This is a genomic window from Dyadobacter luteus (genome assembly GCF_003383615.1).
In the GTDB taxonomy this organism is placed as follows: Bacteria; Bacteroidota; Bacteroidia; order Cytophagales; family Spirosomataceae; genus Dyadobacter; species Dyadobacter luteus.
The window spans coordinates 204636-224053 of record NZ_QNUL01000001.1 but is presented as its reverse complement, the minus strand read 5'-3'; the positions used below and the strand labels follow the sequence as shown (position 1 = coordinate 224053).

At 42.1% G+C, this 19418-nt stretch carries 19 protein-coding genes; 5 read left to right on the top strand and 14 right to left on the bottom strand.

Annotation, left to right across the window (positions count from 1 at the left end; translation table 11 throughout):
- Positions 1-105 precede the first annotated feature (105 nt).
- A complete protein-coding gene (locus DSL64_RS00920; RefSeq protein ID WP_115828755.1) occupies positions 106-1017 on the top strand; it encodes a sugar phosphate isomerase/epimerase family protein in 912 nt (303 codons plus the stop codon).
- A 61-nt stretch (positions 1018-1078) separates the two neighbouring features.
- Here DSL64_RS00920 and DSL64_RS00915 read toward each other — a convergent pair whose 3' ends face one another.
- From DSL64_RS00915 to DSL64_RS00900, 4 genes are all read right to left on the bottom strand, one after another.
- Complete coding sequence (locus DSL64_RS00915; RefSeq protein ID WP_115829132.1) at positions 1079-1774, bottom strand: 3-keto-disaccharide hydrolase; 696 nt, start codon at positions 1772-1774, stop codon at positions 1079-1081.
- A gap of 70 nt (positions 1775-1844) precedes the next feature.
- Positions 1845-2387, bottom strand: coding sequence for a pyridoxamine 5'-phosphate oxidase family protein (locus DSL64_RS00910; RefSeq protein ID WP_115828754.1), 543 nt, complete (start codon positions 2385-2387; stop codon positions 1845-1847).
- Between the two features lie 11 nt (positions 2388-2398).
- Entirely contained in the window at positions 2399-4384 is a 1986-nt protein-coding gene (locus tag DSL64_RS00905) for a heavy metal translocating P-type ATPase (protein WP_115828753.1), read from the bottom strand.
- Positions 4385-4544: 160 nt separating this feature from the next.
- A complete protein-coding gene (locus tag DSL64_RS00900) occupies positions 4545-6008 on the bottom strand; it encodes an aminotransferase-like domain-containing protein (RefSeq protein ID WP_115828752.1) in 1464 nt (487 codons plus the stop codon).
- A 97-nt stretch (positions 6009-6105) separates the two neighbouring features.
- Between DSL64_RS00900 and DSL64_RS00895 the strand changes: the two genes are divergently transcribed.
- The 3 genes from DSL64_RS00895 to DSL64_RS00885 all read left to right on the top strand — a co-directional run bounded on the left by DSL64_RS00895 (position 6106) and on the right by DSL64_RS00885 (position 8072).
- Positions 6106-7002, top strand: coding sequence for an EamA family transporter (locus DSL64_RS00895; protein ID WP_115828751.1), 897 nt, complete (start codon positions 6106-6108; stop codon positions 7000-7002).
- An 18-nt stretch (positions 7003-7020) separates the two neighbouring features.
- Positions 7021-7482, top strand: a complete 462-nt coding sequence (locus tag DSL64_RS00890; RefSeq protein ID WP_229216907.1) for a DinB family protein — start codon at positions 7021-7023, stop codon at positions 7480-7482.
- 131 nt (positions 7483-7613) lie between these two features.
- Positions 7614-8072 carry a GNAT family N-acetyltransferase gene (locus DSL64_RS00885; protein ID WP_115828750.1) on the top strand — a complete coding sequence of 153 codons (459 nt, stop codon included), beginning with the start codon at positions 7614-7616 and terminating at the stop codon, positions 8070-8072.
- Positions 8073-8168: 96 nt separating this feature from the next.
- Here the strand turns inward: DSL64_RS00885 and DSL64_RS00880 are convergent, their stop codons facing one another.
- From DSL64_RS00880 to DSL64_RS00840, 9 genes are all read right to left on the bottom strand, one after another.
- Positions 8169-8471, bottom strand: a complete 303-nt coding sequence (locus DSL64_RS00880) for a hypothetical protein (protein WP_115828749.1) — start codon at positions 8469-8471, stop codon at positions 8169-8171.
- A gap of 5 nt (positions 8472-8476) precedes the next feature.
- On the bottom strand, positions 8477-9241 hold the full coding sequence (locus DSL64_RS00875) for a ParA family protein (RefSeq protein ID WP_115828748.1): 765 nt from the start codon (positions 9239-9241) through the stop codon (positions 8477-8479).
- 330 nt (positions 9242-9571) lie between these two features.
- Positions 9572-10825, bottom strand: a complete 1254-nt coding sequence (locus tag DSL64_RS00870) for an MFS transporter (RefSeq protein WP_115828747.1) — start codon at positions 10823-10825, stop codon at positions 9572-9574.
- A 39-nt stretch (positions 10826-10864) separates the two neighbouring features.
- Positions 10865-12391 carry an HsdM family class I SAM-dependent methyltransferase gene (locus DSL64_RS00865; RefSeq protein WP_115828746.1) on the bottom strand — a complete coding sequence of 509 codons (1527 nt, stop codon included), beginning with the start codon at positions 12389-12391 and terminating at the stop codon, positions 10865-10867.
- A gap of 79 nt (positions 12392-12470) precedes the next feature.
- A complete protein-coding gene (locus DSL64_RS00860) occupies positions 12471-13139 on the bottom strand; it encodes a hypothetical protein (protein ID WP_115828745.1) in 669 nt (222 codons plus the stop codon).
- Positions 13121-13621: a hypothetical protein gene (locus tag DSL64_RS00855; protein WP_115828744.1), complete on the bottom strand. Its 501-nt coding sequence runs from the start codon at positions 13619-13621 to the stop codon at positions 13121-13123. Before DSL64_RS00855 ends, DSL64_RS00860 begins: the two co-directional genes overlap by 19 nt.
- Positions 13622-13715: 94 nt before the next feature.
- On the bottom strand, positions 13716-14732 hold the full coding sequence (locus DSL64_RS00850; RefSeq protein ID WP_115828743.1) for an acetate and sugar kinases/Hsc70/actin family protein: 1017 nt from the start codon (positions 14730-14732) through the stop codon (positions 13716-13718).
- Between the two features lie 50 nt (positions 14733-14782).
- Positions 14783-15799, bottom strand: a complete 1017-nt coding sequence (locus tag DSL64_RS00845; RefSeq protein ID WP_115828742.1) for a coiled-coil domain-containing protein — start codon at positions 15797-15799, stop codon at positions 14783-14785.
- A gap of 8 nt (positions 15800-15807) precedes the next feature.
- The gene (locus tag DSL64_RS00840) at positions 15808-16485 is read right to left on the bottom strand and encodes a hypothetical protein (RefSeq protein WP_115828741.1); all 678 of its coding nucleotides are present in this window, start codon (positions 16483-16485) and stop codon (positions 15808-15810) included.
- A 339-nt stretch (positions 16486-16824) separates the two neighbouring features.
- Here DSL64_RS00840 and DSL64_RS00835 point away from each other — a divergent pair, with 339 nt between their 5' ends.
- Complete coding sequence (locus DSL64_RS00835) at positions 16825-17745, top strand: sugar phosphate isomerase/epimerase family protein (RefSeq protein WP_115828740.1); 921 nt, start codon at positions 16825-16827, stop codon at positions 17743-17745.
- A gap of 131 nt (positions 17746-17876) precedes the next feature.
- Here the strand turns inward: DSL64_RS00835 and DSL64_RS00830 are convergent, their stop codons facing one another.
- Entirely contained in the window at positions 17877-19040 is a 1164-nt protein-coding gene (locus DSL64_RS00830; RefSeq protein ID WP_115828739.1) for an MFS transporter, read from the bottom strand.
- Between the last annotated feature and the right edge of the window lie 378 nt (positions 19041-19418).

Sequence of the window (19418 nt, the reverse complement as noted above, 5' to 3'; positions counted from 1 at the left end):
CATGTTTGGCGAATGTCATTATTGTCATGGTGCTATTTGGTAGATACTACGAAAATTCTGCTTTGATACGTTAGTAAAGCAAACATATTAACAAGAACGCAGGAGATGAATCGTCGAAATGCAATAGGAGCGGTGCTGGCCGCGTCTGCAGCAACAGTGTTGCCAGTTCAGGCATCTGTCAAAAAGGAATCATTTATATATTCTCTGAACATGAGTACCCTCAGGGGCCACCAGCTTGGATTTAGAAAAGAGCTGGAAGTAGCTGCCAGGGCAGGATATGGCTCTGTGGAGATATGGATCAATACTTTGCAGGATTATCTGAAAAATGGCGGGACTTTATCTGATGCCAGGAAAATTATTGACGATTTGGGGCTGCGTGTGGAAGATGCGATCGGATTTGCTCCCTGGATTGTAGCAGATGCTACTACCAGATCAAAGGCAATTGAGCAGTTGAAACTGGAAATGGATCAACTCGCTGCTATTGGCTGTAAGCGAGTTGCAGCTCCTCCGATGGGTGCAACCACAGGAGATCAACTGGAGTTATCCGCTGTTGCAGAGCGATACAGGACGATTCTGGAACTCGGCGATAAAACAGGCGTAGTACCTCATCTGGAACTCTGGGGTTTTTCGAAGAATCTGAGTCGGGTGGGAGAGATATTATTTGTGGCAGCGGAAACTTCCCATCCTTCGGCAAGAGTACTGATGGACGTGTACCATTTGCACAAAGGTGGGTCAGGAATGGATAGTGTCAAAAATGTAGGTAAACCATTGGTAGAAATCTTCCACATCAATGATTACCCTGCCGCACCAGCCACTGATAAAATTACGGATGCGGATAGGGTATATGCAGGAGATGGAGTAGCTCCTTTGAAGGATTTGTTGAAAGCACTTAAAAATCCTGAGAGACCAATTATACTTTCATTCGAAGTGTTTAACAAAGACTATTACGCACAGGATCCTTTGCTTGTGGCAAAAACCGGATTGGAAAAAATGAAGAAGGTGGCTGCGGGAGTTTAAGGGAATATTGCGCAGATATGCATAGAGAGAAACTCAATGCATATCTGCATAATTTTCATTTTCAGTTGGTTAGCTTGCTAATCGGCGTAAGTTCAATTTTTCTGAATTCTACCTCAGAGCCCTCTGCTTGCAGAGCAAGCTGGCCTTTATGAGCAGTGGCATTAAAGCCATGGTTTACCAATACGCCGTTCAACCAGACTTTGATCGTATTTCCTACACATTCAATGTGCATGGTATTCCAGTCGCCCAACGGTTTTTCGGTTCCGTCTGTAAGATTCGGGATTCTTCTTAGCTTGTCGCCATTCACTCCCCATTTCTCTTTCGGCCCGCGGCGTTTCTCCATATCAGGTACGGTAATATCCTCCTGAATACACCAAAAGTCGCCGGCATTTTCATGCATCATCTGAACTTCAATAGATTTTGGAAACATATCGTAAAGTGCCCTGGGCGTTGACACAAACACAAGTGCACCGCAATTTCCCGGTTTGCCGGCAAAGCGATACTGAAACGTCCATTTGAAATTTTCAAATTGGGAATCTGTAATGAGGTGCCCACCAGGAGTACCGAGGCTCACCAATAGTCCGTTTCTGATGATAAACGGAGTTTGCAACTTCGGATTTTTATCCATCTCCGGCACATCGGTATGCCATCCTTTCAGGTCTTTGCCGTTGAAAAGTTGTTTGGTTTTGCTTTGAGAAAAGGTTTGTGTTGAAAAAGTCGCAACACTGACAAGGGAGAATAGAAATATCTTTTTGATCACGTATATAAAGATTAAGAATTTACAGAATAAGGTAAAAGTTGCAGAATTCTCATGATCAGATTAGCAATCAGCCAAAAATCCCTGTTTCAAAACCATCAAAGCTCTTCACATTTTTTTCTTCCCAATACTTTTGAATGCCATCTTCACCCTTTTTGGAAGCCCACCTATTCAGCTCTTCTCTTTCTCTGTCATAATCCATAAACGGAACTGACATGCCGCAGGAGGTCTGCACGATATCCACTTTAACATCAAAAATTTGTCTGGTTCCGGGAAACTCCGGAAACAATGCAAGGTACTCACTCCATTCTTTGTCAAAAGGATGATAGGCTTTTCCATGTCCATATAATCTCAGAATCAGAGGTTTCCCTTCGAATGCACAGAACATAATTGTGATCCTGTCATTTTCCAGGAGATGCGTCGCCGTTTCATTTCCACTTCCTGTCACATTAAGCCACAGCACGTGATTTTCATCCATAATCCGGAAGGAATCCATTCCTTTCGGAGACAGGTTAACCGTGCCGGTACTCATTGCCGTTGCAACAAAATATATTTTCTGTTTTTGAATAAATGCCTGTAATTCAGGTGTGATGTGATCAAATTTCTTTCCCATTTTTTTCTAATCTATATTCTTTTACCCTGTATTCGGAATGCATTGAGAATGGCAAGCAATGCTACGCCAACATCAGCAAACACTGCTTCCCAGAGAGTAGCAATTCCGCCTGCTCCTAAAATCATCACAAGGATTTTTACCCCCATGGCTAGCCCAATGTTTTGATATACAATTCCTTTTGTGATTTTTCCGGCTTTTATAGCCGATACAATTTTTGATGGTTGATCATTCTGAATCACTATATCCGCAGTTTCAATTGTCGCATCAGATCCCAAGCCACCCATAGCTATACCTACATCCGCCAGTGCTACTACAGGTGCATCATTAACACCGTCACCTACAAATGCTATTCTTTTACCCTTATTTTTCAATTCTTGTACAATTGCCACCTTTCCTTCCGGCAAAAGATCCCCGTGAGATTCGTCTATACCAAGCTCACTAGCCACCTTACTTGCTACAGCCGATTTATCGCCGGATAGCATGATTGTCCTGATACCCATTTTCTTCAGTTCCTGAATAGCATTGTGGGCATCATCTTTGATTTCATCTGCAATAATAATATGTCCTGCATAACTTCCGTCAACAGCAACAATGACAACTGTTTCAACGATTTCTTCCAATGAAGAAGGGAAAGCGATATTGAATTTCTTCAAAAGTTTCAGGTTTCCTGCAAGAACGTCCTGCCCGTCAACAATTCCTTTGAGCCCATGTCCTGCTATTTCCGTGACTTCTGTAGGACGGGATAAGTTTAAATTTTCTGCATGATTCAAAACTGCACGTGCTGCAGGGTGTGTAGAGTAGCTTTCCAAAGATGCTGTTAATCTTAGAAACTGATTCTCGGTCAGCGTCGTTTCAACCTTGCGAACTTCGAAAATTCCTTTCGTCAATGTTCCGGTTTTATCTGTTACAACAGTGTCAAGCCGGGTTACTACATCAAGAAAATTAGACCCTTTGACCAATATTCCGTTTCGCGAAGCCAATCCGATTCCTCCGAAATATCCCAGTGGAATAGAGATTGTCAGGGCGCACGGGCAGGCAATCACCAGAAATACCATTCCTCTGTAAAGCCATTCTTGAAAATTATAGTTGTCTACAAAAACTGCCGGAAGCAGGATAATAAACATTGCTAATCCGAAAACAGCAGGTGTGTAAATTTTAGCCAATCGGCTGATCAGTAACTGTGTAGGGGCCTTTCTGCTGGTTGCATCCTGCACCATTTCCAGGATTCGGGATAACTTTGAATCTTTGAAAAGTGAACTGACTTTTATTTCAACAGACCGATCCGTATTAATCATCCCGGCCAGTACAGTTTCATCTTTTCTTTTCAAATCAGGTTTAGGCTCGCCGGTTAACGCAGCAGTATTGAATGTTCCTGTTTCCGAAATTAGTATCCCATCCAAAGCTACCTTTTCTCCGGCTTTCACAAGAATGATCTCGCCGGGTTGAACTTCTTCAGGCTTAACCAGCGTTTGCTGATGATTTCTCAAAACAGTTACCGTATCCGGACGAATATCCAATAATGCTTTAATAGAACGTTTGGAACGGCTTACTGCCAGATCCTGGAACAGCTCACCAATCTCATAGAATATCATCACTGCCACACCTTCACTGAATTCACCTATGTAAAAAGCACCCAGGGTAGCTATCGTCATCAGTGTGAACTCGTTAAAAAAATCACCACGACTTGCTTTACGAAAAGCGAGCGCTACAGTCTTGTGTCCGGCTAATACATAAGCAGTTAGCATTAATGTAATTTCCAATGTCCGGCTAACAGTCACATCAGTACCAAAATTCAGTATGAGAAATGTAGCAAGTATAGTCAGGCTCAGCCACAGCGGCCATCGGCTGATAAACAGTCCTGAGTTTTCATGCGAATGATCATGGTCGTGGTCATCGTGATTATGGTCGTGACTTTTCTTTTGTGTGGCGGGTGCGTGATCGTGATCACAGCAACCATGTGCAGTGTCCGGCTTAGTTTTCAGTTCGTTGAGTTTCATAGGAGTTGGTGTTAAAGGATTTACTTTTTTGCTGATGCCTGAGTATTAAAAATGACTTGTTGGCAAATGTATCTAAATATGTAGTGCAACAGGGTGTCATGTATTGAAAATCAGATAGTTGCATTCTTGTTGCGATTTGTAGCACCGTTGCAGCAGGATATCAATCTGCCTCATTTGCAGCCGGTTGTTTGTTGTAATCCTGTATCAGTTGTCCTAATATTTTTATTTTCGATTCAATTTCTTCGGTAATGGGTTCACCTATACTTATTCTTATAAAGTTACTGTATCGCCCGTCGGTCGTGAATATTTGTCCGGGTGCTATACTGACGTTTTCTACCAGTGCCTGGCTGAACAACCGGAACGAGTCAATTCTATTATCAAGCTCTATCCATAATACATAACCACCTCCAGGTCGGCTGATCCGGATTCCAGCCGGAAAGTGATCTGTAATGAGCTGAGTATATTGCAGATACTGTAAATGCAACGTTTTTCTCAAATTCCGAAGATGCAGGTCGTACCGGCCTGTTTCAAAAAACAGTGCAATTGCGGATTGGGTAGGAGTAGCGGCGGAAACTGTATGCATCAATTTCAGACTGATAATTTTGTCGAGGTGTTTTCCCGGAATACACCAGCCTACGCGGTAACCTGGAGCGAGCGTTTTACTTACAGACGAACATAACATCACAATACCTTCCCGGTCAAAGCTTTTGCAGGTTCGCGGCCTGCTCTTGCCGAAATACATTTCTCCGTAAATATCATCTTCAATCAATGGTATATTGTTGACAGTCAATAAATCTACCAGCTGTTTTTTTCTTTCATCAGGCATGAGCGCGCCCACAGGATTACAAAAATTAGGCACAAACAGGCATGCTTTCACCTTCACATTTTTCATCGCATTTTCAAGGTACTCAATATCCACACCCGTTTCCGGATCAACAGGGATTTCCAAAACATTCAAACCCAGACTTTTCATTACATTAAAAATCCCAAAGTAGGTAGGACTTTCAATGGCCACAGTATCTCCCGGTTCTGTTACTGCTTTCAGGCAGAATACCAATGCCTCCATACATCCCTGCGTCGTAACAATGTCATGTTCGGTAATCTGTCCATTCCAGTTGAAAGCGTGTTTGGCGATTTGTTTGCGTAGATTCGCATTTCCCTGAATATTCTCGTACTGTGTGCAACTGGTCGGGCTTTTGCGTAGTGCCTCCGCCATGGCCTTGTTTAGTTTCGCTTCCGGAATAAGTTTGGAAGAAGGGGATGCGAGCGATAACCTTACCAAACTTTCCTGCGTCAGAGTCTCGTAGACCCGCCTGATCAGCTCATCCACATTGGTAGTTTCATTTTGCAGAGGAGCTATGTTTGTAAGTTTTTGTTTCTCATTTTTCTTGTAAATGTGTCTCACAACGTAACCCGACTTGGCACGCGCTTCAATAAATCCTCTGTTTTCCAATTCGGCGTATGCCTTGTAGGCAGTACTTATGCTCACACCCTGTTCGCGGCTCAATGCGCGAACGGACAGTAACTTATCGCCGGATTTAAGAATATTGGTTTCTATCTGTCCTATGAAACGTTCCGCAATCCGATTGTACAGAAAATCCTCAGTAACGTTGCCCTTCTCCATATGAAATTTGATCTGTTATGCTCAAAATATCAAAAACTGAATCTGTTTTGTTTTTTTCAAAGCTAATAGTTTTGCTGCACAATTAAATGCATTGGTAATGAGTAATACAACAAAGGGGTATATCGCGCTGGGTTTGGTTTGTTTTTTCTGGGGTACTACTTACCTGGCCGCCCGTATTGGCGTAGCTGGTTTTCCGGCGCTTATCTTCATGGGGATTCGTAATGTGCTGGCAGGTTCTATACTCCTGGGTTTTCTGTTCCTGCGCGGAGCCGGAAAAAACTGGACATGGGCGGATGCCCGGCTGCAGATTATCCCGGGACTTTGTATGATCACTTTCGGTACAGGCATCGTGGGTTGGTCGGTTCAGTTTATTCCCAGCGGACTAGCTGCTTTGCTTTGTTCGCTCATTCCGGTTCTCACCATCATGATGAACCTGGTTGCGGAAAGAGACGAGAAAATCAACTGGCAAATTCTCGGCGGTATACTTTTCGGTCTCGGCGGCGTAACACTCATTTTCGGAGATAATCTTGATCTGGTCAATAAACCCGAAACTTTGACCGGTATTATTGTAGTGCTCGTATCTGTTGTGTCGTGGTGTTTTGGAGGATTATATACAAGGAAGTACCGGGCCAAATCAGATTCTTTTTTCAACGCGGGAGTGCAAATGTTTGTCGGAGGGTGCGGTCTGTTTACACTTAGCGCGCTCAATGAGGACTGGAGTGCGCTGCCTTCGATGAATACCACCTCCGTTGCGGCCTTAATTTACCTTATTTTTTTCGGATCTATTCTGGCTTTTGCATCCTATTTATATGCAATGTCAAAACTTCCCGCGGGGCTCGTTTCCATCTATGCATATGTGAATCCGCTCGTGGCAATTCTGCTGGGCTTCCTTATCCTGGGAGAAAAAATAACCTGGTTCACAGTTCTGGCTTTTGTTGTAACCATGACGGGCGTGTATCTTGTCAGTTCCGGATATAAATTGCAGCGGAAATAAAATATTTCAAAATACAGTATGATAACCAATCAGGAATTCGCTACTCTCTACAGTAGAGAGCTGAACAAACTAGTAAATGAGGTAAAAGCCTACGGCGCGGAGGACGACATGTGGATCGTTTTACCGGGAACGATTAATTCCGGCGGTAATCTCGTTCAGCATCTTATCGGAAATCTCAGAACCTACATTGGCCTCACTTTAGGTAAAAACCCGTATGTCAGAGATCGTGATGCGGAATTTACGAAACGGCTATTTGCAAAAGATCGCCTCATTTCCGAATTGCAGCTTTTGGATTCGATCATCAACGCTACCCTGAATGGCTTGTCGGAGCAGGATTTGCGAAACGAGTATCCGCATCATGTTCTGTCTCTGTTTCCCGAACAAACCGTAAAAATGATTCTCTTACATCTGCTCAATCACCTGGGTTATCATTTAGGACAGATTAACTACCACCGGCGTTTTGTTAGCCAGTCAGAATAAAAGAGAAATTGGGGCGTGCCCCCGAAAAGGGGTCGGGCTATCCCCTGCAAGTCCTCGCACGCAAAAAAGCGTGCTCCGGGCTTTCCGGTACTATCCCTCACGCAAAGTCGCTTATAACAATATCACAAAATATGAAAATCGAAATACTGGATTACCAACCGGAGTACGCTATCTACTTTGAAAAAATCAACAAAGCCTGGCTGGAAACTTATTTTACAATCGAGCCCATTGATAAGTATGTTTTGGAAAATCCGCAGGAGGCAATTCTTGATCACGGAGGAGTGATCCTTTTTGCTAAATCAGAAAAAGACATTTTAGGGGCTGTTGCTCTGAAATACGTCGAACCCGGAATTTACGAACTCACAAAAATGGGTGTTGATTCCGAATCGAGAGGGAAGGGAATAGGCAATCAGCTCTGCGCCGGAGCTTTGTTGAAGGCAAAAGAAATGGGGGCCACCAAAGTGATACTTTACTCCAACCGCGTTCTTGCCAATGCTATTCACATTTATACAAAGCTCGGTTTCCAGGAGGTTGCTCTCGATACAGTCTATAAAAGATCTGACATCAAGATGGAGCTCAGTCTTTCATAATTAAAAAACTCCCGTTCGAAAATGGATATATAAATTGGCTTCCTTTTCGAACGGGTTCTGAATTTTTGTTCAGTGTGCGACTAGTGCTTGGCAGGGTCAGTCATTTGCGTTTTTTGGCTTGCGGCCCACTTTGGTTTTGTTCCGGATCTTATCGGGACGCGGACGAATCTCTTTGTTCTGAAAATACAGTTTCAAAGATTCCAGAATAATGTCCTTCTGAGTAAGACCTTCCCAGTAACCATAATCCTTCATGTTTTCCATCAGGATATAGTCACAGTCAAATGTAACTTTGGTAGGAGCAGTATCTACCACCTGTGATGGTATATCCAGTTCCATATCCTCCTGCACATCTGCTACAAGTGGAAGTGGTGCAAAATCAAATTTCCTTTCCTTAGCCATATCTTTTAGTTAGTTATTCGTTCCAAAATTTCTTTGGTCAGTTTGTAGTAATCTTCTGCCCCGTTACTATTCGGTGCATATTCAAAAATAGTCTGTCCGCTCGCTTGTGCTTCCGATAGGGAGATGTTGTCCCGGATGAAAGAATTCATAAACGATTCTCCCAGTTGTTCTCTTGTGGCACTAATTAATTCGTGACTTATTTTCTTTCTGATTTTAGGATTATACCGTGTTGCAAAAACTCCGCCAAGGTTCGTGCTCGGACTTATTTTTTTGATTTCTGCCGAGTAAACAAGAAAGTTTCTCAAACCTTCATAGCTTAAAAATTCAGCCTGAAGAGGTACATAATATTGGTGACAGGAAACCAGTGCCAGACGCGTATTTCCATAAAGTGCCGGAGGGCAATCTATGATTACGAAATCATATCTGTCTTTCACTTTTTCTAACGCGATCCGCAGGTTGAAAGGAAAGATAGGAGCCGACTTAATCGTGTCTTCTCTATGTATCATTTCAGCTGATCCCGGAAGGATATCTATGTCACCCACCTTCTTGACGATTTCGTCAAATTCGTATTCGCCAGTAATAAAGGAGCCACTGTCTTTCTTCAGCCCCGCATGTGTGATACCGAAGCTTTTTGTTAAGCTTGCCTGTGCATCCAGATCAATTACGAGTACACGGGCATTGGCAAATTTGCTAAGTCCGGCGGCGATGCTTTGCGCAGAAGTGGTCTTTCCAACTCCTCCTTTGTTGTTGACAATACTTATGATTTTCATTTAAAAAGTATTATAAGTATAAAAAGTTAAATGTTTATTTAAAGATTGATATGTAAATAAACATAAAATATATTTATGACTTATCTATTTAAATAAAAAGTGTTAAAAGTTTATTACTGGTGTAAATGTAGTAAACTTTTAAAAAGTATTCTAAATATAAAAAGATAAATATTGTAAAATTTTACAAGTAGCTCATAATGAGTATATGTTATGCGATCGTTATCTTTAAATTATTTTTCTGATCGTTACTTCTGGTGAGGCTACCAACAAAACGGACTTCCCGTGTGGAAAGTCCTTCATTCAATTTGCTATAGAAAACCGGAAAACTGTTCAGCCTGGATTTCCTGAGCTAACGTCTCTTGCTAATTTGCTGCTCACGTATAAATGTATCTGATACATCAGTAGTACTGCAATGGCAACCGCCACAATCACTACGTTTCCGAGCAGAGGATAATTTTCAATATATCCGGTTGCTGTTTCGTGTACGATCAACCCGGCTATCAGTGAAGCGATACCCCCGGATATTTGTTGCACCGAAGAGTTGATACCCATGAAGGCCCCACGGTCGGAAGCTTCGGGAACAGCTGTCATCAGGGATGATGCGGAGATCATACGACCCGTAATTCCGACAAACAGAAATACATTCAACACGAGGATGATCCATAGGGGAGTGACACCCAGATTACAATATATGTAAGTCATGATGGCTGTGATTACCGAACCGATCACGAACATTTTATATTTTCCGATCTTATCACTCAAAATTCCGATCATCGGGCTGAAAAACAGCATGCACACTCCCGTAATTGCATAGAGGAGAGGCAGTTGTTCTAATGATATCCCAAGGTTGTGCACACCGAAAGCGCTTCCAAAAGGCATAAGCATAAAACCACCGGTTGCCAATAGAGTTGTTGCCAGAAAAGCCCGTTGGTAAGGTCCTTTTCTAACCACTTTCCAAAGGTGCGAAAATGCGCTTTCTTCAGTTTGAATTTTGAGATGGGCGGTGATAGGTTGTAGATATAAAAATATGATTATTCCTATAATGGTACTAAGTCCAACGATCAGCAGAAATGGAGCATGCCAATTGAAAATTCCGGCAAGATATAAACCCACAGGTATCCCCAAAACCTGGCTCGCGCCAAACGCTAACTGTACGAACCCCATTACTCTGCCCCGGAATTCCAAAGCAAAAACATCCGTAATAATTGCGAATCCGATAGAGCTGATCACTCCTCCGAATATACCGGTAACGATTCTGGCGGCCAGCAATGAATAGTAATCCGGGGCTAATCCGCAAAGCAAGGTGCCAATTACAAAACCGGTATAGAAAAATAATAATAACTTTTTTCTGTCAAACTTGTCCGCAAAGCCGGCGGCGAGCAGACCTGATGCTCCTGCGCTGAAAGCATAAGCGGAGACTACCAGCCCGAACTGAGCTGTAGAAATCGATAATTCTGGCATTAGTATGGCTCCCAAAGGGGACAAAACCATAAAATCCAGTACAACAGTGAACTGGATGAAGGCAAGAATGGCAATGACAAAGTATTGGTATCCGGTAAATCCGGATTTGATTGTTTCTTTCATTGGTGATGAATATTTAATAACGCATTGATTTTAAGTGTGTTAATCTGAAATGTGATGCTTGTTGATATCATGGCTCATGGCATAAGAAGCTGTCAGTTCTTCTACAACAAAATTCTCAATTACTTTTTTGTTGTATCCTTTATATCCACCCTGAAAGTCGCGGCCGGCAACAGCAACAAAATCCGCCATTCGTTGAGAATTAAGCTGTTGCAGCAGCTTTTCGTAATCACCTGAGAATTTCAGAAAGTAGCCTGAATAGACAGTACAGTCAGGATTATCGTATAAAATGAAGTTAGGATAGTTGTTGATAGGAGAGAAGATAATCTTTCTGCCAAAGGCACTGTCAAGCCCCTGAGACCGCCCAAACGCGTACCATGCGACCTTGTTTATCTTACCATTATCCCTGTTTAAAAGCTCCGATTTCATGCTCAGCAGGTAATTGTAAGCTCTTGGGAAGCGGATTGCCATTTCTTGCTCCGGAATGATTTTGTATTTGCCTTTTTCGTCTTTTTGATAAGGGAATAGAATCATTTCAGAGATAGTATCGTCACTTGATTTCAGCTTGGACCCTTTAACAATCGGCTTTAAAATTTCATTCTCCAGCAGCAGAAAATGACCAGTTTTAGTAATTGCTTCTGTAAGTTTTACACCTTTGGCTATCGGTTTTAGCAAATAAATGTGATCAGCAAGGGTAGAAATTCCGATTGAAATCTGGCACAAATCCCCCAGTCTGACGCCACTCATTTTTTGAGCCTGATCTATTGATAAATGCCATTGATTAGCGTCTTCGATTTCCCCGTATTGAATATTTCTTTGTCTGGAAATATCCTTAGGATCAACCAGTTCGTAAAGGAAATTGTCCTTTTGGGTATTTCCAAAGATGGTTATGGCTGCATAGGTTCCGGTATTTTCAAAAATCCTTTGCGTACCATAGTTTGTGATCTGTCTCAGAACTTTACTATCGCTGAAAAAGGAACGAAGTGACAGTGCTGTTTGCGAAGTGAGAAATGAATTTGAAGTAACGAGTGCACATAATCCGTTTATTTTCAGAAGGCTATGGGCTAATTGAAAAAAAGCAACATAAATATCTGTAGAGCCGGACTTGCAGAAACTGTAGTTATCCTGCACAAATTTCCTTTGCTGAGGCGCTACATTCTGTATCCTTACATAAGGAGGATTCCCGACTATCAGGTCGTACTTTTTCCTTCCATTCAGGCCACGCAGGGCATCTTTTCGTTTCAGGTTCCAGTTGATCGGGGTGGATATTCCGTCTAGAAGTGCGTTTAAATTATCCCTGCATAGAGCAATAGCGGAAGGGTCGATGTCCCAGCCTTCTATACGTTCGAGCTTTTCTTTGAGCTTATCCTGAGGTGTTGTTTTGATATAATGCTCTGCAATAGGAACGAGAAAACGGCCGTCTCCGCAAGCTGGATCAAGAATACTTATTTTGCCGGAGGACAAGTCGTAAAAACCTGTATCCAAAAGCATTTTTTCTACGATGAAGGATGGAGTATAAATCTGACCGAGGAGTTTTCGCTTCTCGAAAATACGTGTTTTTGAGGCCATTCGTGTGTCGCAGAGTAGCTTGCGCCCACTATTAATTAAAGGTGATCTGACTGTAAAACGTCAAAGATACCGGTATAATTCAGTTTATCAAATCACAGATTTTAAATCCGGGAAGTCTCGTAATGTAATCTGTAATAACCGGCGGTGCTATTTCCGAAAGCATGATTTCATAGGTGTCGGCACGCAGGACAAAGGAAGAGCCATCGGCTCTGGCGCGGATAGTTCCGGCTTTAAAGAGAGAGCCGAGGTGACCATCTTCCAAAGATTGTTTATCGACGAAGCCCAGCAAAGACGCTATAGTACCCTCTTTTTCTGATTGATGGAATGAGATACAAAAGTAGTGTGAGGTTTTGGAGTTATTCCTGTGTAACTGAACAGCTTGAATGTTGAGCACGTAGTGGCCTGATAATACACCCGAATGCCGTTTCATTGATTTAATATCAATGGAAAATTTGTGAGAATCTGAAGATGTGATTTCAAAATCCTGACCAAGGTCTTGGCCGCTTGAAGCACCGAAGGAATGAACAGGGCGAGGAAGGTGATAGGCATCTGCGAAGACAACCTCTCCTAAGGTGCCGGTGTATCGCATGAGTCTGCTTTTTGAAAATTCGCTTAGCTGCCTGTCCCAGATGTTCGCCACTTTGTGATGATGAAGTGAATGCTCTACCAGCTGCCGGGCAAAAATCTTCTGATTTTCACTTACAGAGATTTGAACGTACGTCCCATTGTTCAGAATAGTTTGCTCCATGCGAATCTGATCGCTAGTAAAGTGAGAATAAAGCCTGTTAAAATGACACTAAACGGAACGTAAGTGAATGCTACTAAGCGTATTCTGTCAAAAAACCACATCACTCCAATAAGCGCCGCAATGAGGGTAAGAAAACCGGAAATTTTGCCAAAACCTGGTATTAGCTTGAATGGAATCTTATTTTTTATCAAAATCAGCGAAATCGCCATGGATAGAATGGGTAGATACTGGAGAATGATGTTCGCCTCCCAGATACTCTGCCTTTCGAACAAAAATAGATAGATATTCAGGATTACGGCAAAAACGCCCGGAATGCACACAGCATAAACCAGTACTGCATATATGTAACTCCAGAATTTCACATCTTTGCTACCTGTTGCTACTATGCCAATAAACCATGTTACAAATGGCAACAAAATAAAATAAAAAGCCGCGGGCCAGGGGTGCTGTGAAATGTAACTGAATAGCTGCGAAAGTGTCATGTTCGTAAAATAGGAAAAGAAGATATAAAAATGGGGAATTTAAATATGTTATAAAATAACAATCTAAATTCCCCCTATAACCGGTACTCTTAAATTAAAGCCCTAATAAAAACCCAATTGTAAAGTTGGCGTCCCAATCAAACACGAACTGCTCACAGTCAGTCGCATCAGCTATTGATTTATAAATGTTAACTCCTGATTTTGACTTAGCATTTGTTAGTTTATTATATGCAATTGGAGCGCTAAGTGTTGTAAACCTCTCTTTCCCTTTCCTTACTTCCTTCGCCATCTCAAATGGAACACCTCCGATAATGAAGCATGTTTTTCTGAGATTAGAAGGTACCTGTTTTGCTTTTGCATTTACTTCCTGATACACCTTTGAATCATCCGTACCCTCCTGGAAATATTTTGCACCGTAAGTCTCAATAGCAGTAACTTTTGAACCATTCAGCCAGGATATTTTAGTATTTCCTGAGCCAATATCCACTACGAATGCTTTGTCGGTATATTCTTGTGGTAGAACTGATTTTAAAGCCAACTGACCTTCCTGTTCAGGAGTTACCTGATTAACAACATAGTTCAGCGATTTCAAAGCCTTCGTAATTTTCTGAGTTACTTCTGCCTTCGCGGCTCCTGAGCTCACTACAAAGTGAATTTCACGTGCTCCAACGCCGTAATCAAGCATTGTGCCTATGTATTTTTTTAAACCGATTCTTACATCTTCGTCAGTTGCCATGTTTTCAGTAACCAGACTGTTCCCAAATTCAGCCTTCTCCAGACTCCATCTTTTCTGGTTGTCAACCTTTATTATAAAGGAATTGAAACCACTGGCGCCAAGTTCAACCACTCCTTTTAACTTCCCATCAACAGGGGCGGGTGGTGTGTAGGTAAATGAACCCTGCCGGTCGTCAGTAGCTTCATTGTCTGAGCTCGTACCAGACGCACTCGATTCAGTGTCAGATGTGGTCGCTTCCGTTTGTGGAGCTTGTGCCCTGTCAACGGCCATCTTGTCTACCACTTCCTGCCCTCCAAGATACTTGTAACCCAGGAATATTGCTCCCAGTATCAGTGCTGTAATTAATAATCGGCCTGCTACAGTTAGTCTTTTCATATTTACTATTGTTAATTGTTTGTTTATTTTTATAAATTTAAATAATTAAATCAATCAAGTAGTCCTTTATAACCTGATTCTTTGGGTACATCCACGCTTCTCGAAGAAGGACTTTGCGGAGCATCAAGCCGAATAAGTTTAAACTCTCCATGATTATAAGCTTCTAGCATGGCCTGGCCCTTATCCGAAAGAAGTCCATTCTGTACATCCACGCCATTGATAAAGTCCATGGATAGATCCATTGCTCTTTTCATTTCACCCAGCTTTTGGCTCATATCATCCTGGATATATTCCATTGATTCGTCGAAGTAGAACTTTTTGTCGGGGTTTCCTTTGAAGATACTCACCGCAGTTCTTAGTGCATTGGAGCTTTCCTTGACAATCCTGTATTCAGCTTCTTTCAGTTTAACTTTTATCTCGGTCTCTTTAATAATGTAATCTGCACTTTTATTCACTTTCTCCATAAATTCCAGTACCGTTTTCATATTACGCTGAAGTGGGAAAAGCTTTTCGTTCATTTCCTGTAAACCAGCGCCTTCTATGGTTGCAAGAGATGCAACTTCCTTCATTCCCGGACGGTCGAGCATAGTACCTGCCTTGTTAGCTTCGGCAAATTTCTGCTTTATCTGCTCGTTGTTCTGATTGATATTCTTGTTCAGTTTCACCAATTGTCCTGCAAGGGTATCGATTTGTCCCTGCATCTTTTGACGCTTCTCTTTAAGATCATCAATATAAATTTTCATAATGGCGATCGGATCCAGCTTAATAACGATGCCGGTTATTTTTCTCATCAGCGTTTTGAAGAGAAAGAAAACAGCAGTGCGTACATCTTTGCTCGTAAAAAGGAAAATCAAAACTGCTAACACGGCCATCAGAAAGCCAAGGTACAGTGTATTTTGAGTTACCTCAATGAGAAAACCAGCGATTTTGTTCCAAAAATAGAGCGCCGCGGCACCTGCTGCACCCATAAACAGAAGGGAAGTAACTCCTTCGGGTTTGCTCCAATAGGATCGTCGGGAGCCATCGTCCTGAGGACCGCCTATCTGACTAAAATCTGGTGTTGACATGTGTTGTTTTATTTGAGGTACGTATTAATATGGTTTAAATCTGTTTTGATCTGTTCGGTAAAAGTGGCGTAAGTCTGTTCGAAACCATCGCGGTTCTGATTGATTCTTGCGCTTTGTTCTGTTATTTCTCCTGAGATCTGCCCCAGCCGGTTGTTATTGTCGTCTATTTTCTTTTGTAAATCTGCAATTTGCTGACTCATTGCCGTATTCCCGTCCTGAAGTTTTTTGTGTTCATCCCGCAGTGAACCGACCCGGTCATTCAATGCTTTTTCGGCATCTTTCAGAAAGGCAGCACGGTCTTTGTCCAATGCAGCCAGGTATTGATTGGCAGACGTGGTAAGAATGCTGGTATCACTTTGGTTTGCCATAGCCTTAAAACTAGCCCAGGCTGCCTGAAATCGCTTTTCCTCAGAGAGTCCGAGCTGATCCATGCTTTTCAGCGCCTGTTTGTATTCGAAGTAATCCGGGCCCGGCAGATTTGCCTTTTCAAGAAGCTGAACAAAGTGTTCAATGAACTTTTGTCTTTCATCCTGCGGGATATCGTTTTTGGGTGCCGGGGAGCCCGGAGAAGAAGGCACAGGGAGTGCAGTCTTCTGCTGAGCCGGTATAACTTTTTCTGTTTTTTCTTCCTCGTTAATGAAAAAGCTCAGAATCTTCTTGCCAAAACCTGGTTCAGAGTTATTCATAGTTGCAATAAAGTGTTTAGATTCATCAATATCTTATCTCAATATTAGCAAATATTCAAGGATTTCATTGCCTTGGATAGTTACAAATGGTACAGGTCAATGATGAAGTGTCGTACGGTGTGATGAACATGTTATGATTCTACTCAAAATGTACTTTTTTGACACTCACGCAACATTCTGGTCATATTTATGAGAAAAATCATCGCTTTTTGCATGGACTTTGGGGATATTGCACAGCAGCATGATCATCCTATTGCCCATTCCGATCATATCATTGGCAATGAGTAAATATGGGAAGTGTCTGCATTATTCATTTAGTATTCATCATCTACTTTTCTTATGCTTAAATTAGGTTTTAACAGCGCTATTCTGGCAGACTTTGGGTTTGAACATGTGATCAGGTTTGCTTCAAGCCATGGTTTTTCTTGTGTAGAGCTGATGTGCTGGCCGTCTGATAACAGTGATAGCCGCAGATATGCAGGGGTGACGCACATCGACGTACGGTCACTTAATGATAAGAGGATATCGGAAATTAAGTATACACTCAAAGAGGCAAATGTTTCCATATCAGCGCTGGGCTATTATCCTAACCCCCTGGATCCGACGCCGGGGCGTTCTGAGTTCTACATTGAGCATATCAAAGAGGTTATCCGTGCTGCCCACAAATTAGATGTACCGGTTGTAACGACTTTTATCGGACGTGATCCTGGCAAAAGCATTAAGGAGAACCTGGCAATATTTGCTGATGTATGGCCGTCGGTTATCAAGGTTGCCGAGGAATATCAGATTAAGGTGGCTATTGAAAATTGCCCGATGTTTTTTACAGACGATGAGTGGCCGGGAGGGAAGAACCTGGCAATTAGTCCTGCTGTGTGGGACAGAATGTTTGAAATTATCCCAAGTCCTTTATTCGGGCTCAATTATGATCCTTCACACATGATTTGGCAAATGATGGATGAAATCAAGCCTATTTATAACTATAAAGACAGGCTACATCATATTCATCTTAAGGATGTGAAAGTATATAGAGATAAGCTTGACAGGGTAGGAATTATGGCCAATCCGCTGGAATATCATTCTCCGAAACTTCCGGGCTTGGGGGATGTCAACTGGAGAGGTTTTTTTGCTGCGCTTACAGACGTAAGATACCGCGGTCCTGTGGTCATTGAGGTGGAAGATAAAGCATATGAAGGGAACGTTACAGATGTTACAACGGCGATACTCACAAGTCGTAATTATGTGAAACAATTCTTGGGTTAAGTCATTGTAAAATCATATATCTTTCGATGTTATATTAATTTAACAATGTTAGAATACTATCTTGACACATTAAAAAAGGACATCTATTAGAGATGTCCTTTTTTAATGTACAATTTGATAAGCAATCAATTTTATTTGATCAGTCGGGCTTTCGAAGAGAGAATGGCGGTCAGAGAAGCCAAAATACCAACTATTCCGAAGGACCAGCGAAGGTCTGCAAACTGAGCAACGATTCCGATCAATGGTGGGCCTATAAGGAAGCCAATAAAGCTAATGGAGGAAACTGCCGCCAGGGCCATACTTGCCGACATGGAGGTAGACTTACCAGCCGCGCTGTAAACAAGAGGAACTACAGAAGATACACCAAAACCTACCAGAAGAAATCCAATTGTTGCGGTGATAAGGTGCGGAAAAAGTACAGCAATGGCTAAACCCAATCCCATGCACAACCCGCTGATTTGCAAAATTTTCTTGCGACCCAAGCGGTTAGCAAGCCAGTCACCAGTAAAACGACCGCCAGTCATTGTAAACATAAACGCTACATAACCCAAAGTTTTCATGGATTCCGGAACATGTACAGCTTCCTGAAAATAAACGCCACTCCAATCGAACATAGCACCTTCACATACCATTGCGCAAAATCCGATTAAGCCAAGAATCAGCAAATCCCTGTCTGGTTTTACAAACATCGGCTGCGATTCTCCGGCTTGCTTTTCGCTGTCAGGCATGGTGTGCTTGTAAGCAGTAAACATGATAAGAAATGCAAATGCTGCGATTACACTGAAATGTATTTGCGGAGGAATATTGTAAGAAATGAATCCGTAACCGATTACCGCACTCACAAAACCTGCAAGGCTCCACAAACCGTGAAATGACGCCATTATAGACTTTCCGTAAACCTGCTCGACAGCAACCGCCTGTGTATTAATGGCGATGTTTGTAAGATTTCCCCATAGTCCGAACGCAAAAAGTACTATTACCAATTGCTCGGTTCTGGTCACAAAGCCAATGAAAACAAGTGTGATTGCGTAAAGTACCGCTCCGATCAGTACCATTTTTTTACTTCCGTAATTGGTAACTACCCAGCCCGAAATGGGAAGACTTGCCATCAGTCCCAGAGGCAATGCAAGAAGTACAGTTCCAAGTCCACCTTCTGTGAGGTGTAACATGTTTTTAATATCCGGAATACGGCTAGCCCAGGCGGCGAAACTTAATCCCTGAACAAAGAAAAAAGCTGCGACGGCAAGTCGTAGATATTTTCTGGAGTCGGACGGTGCTAATATTGAATAATTCATAGGAGTGAAAATTGTTCCTGTATGTGGTGATGGTGTTGATTCTATATAAATTGATATAATTTTTTCCAGATCGGGTTATGCCCGTTTGATTTGAATATCAGTTAAAATAGCTGTTTCGATATTCTCCGATGCAAAATTAACATAATGTCAAATAATTAAATTCAGTTTAATTGTACTTTTTTAATAAAAGAAGAAAGTACTTGTTGCATATTTCCAAGAAACTCATCATTTGTAGAAAAAGAAGAATGGCAATTGATGAAAAGGTGCCGCAGTATGAACGTTATATCATCACATTATTTACTATTTCTACGGCAACAGCGACGGATCGGGCTAGGTGTTTTAATATTTTTTTAGATCTGATAGGGGGTACATCCACTA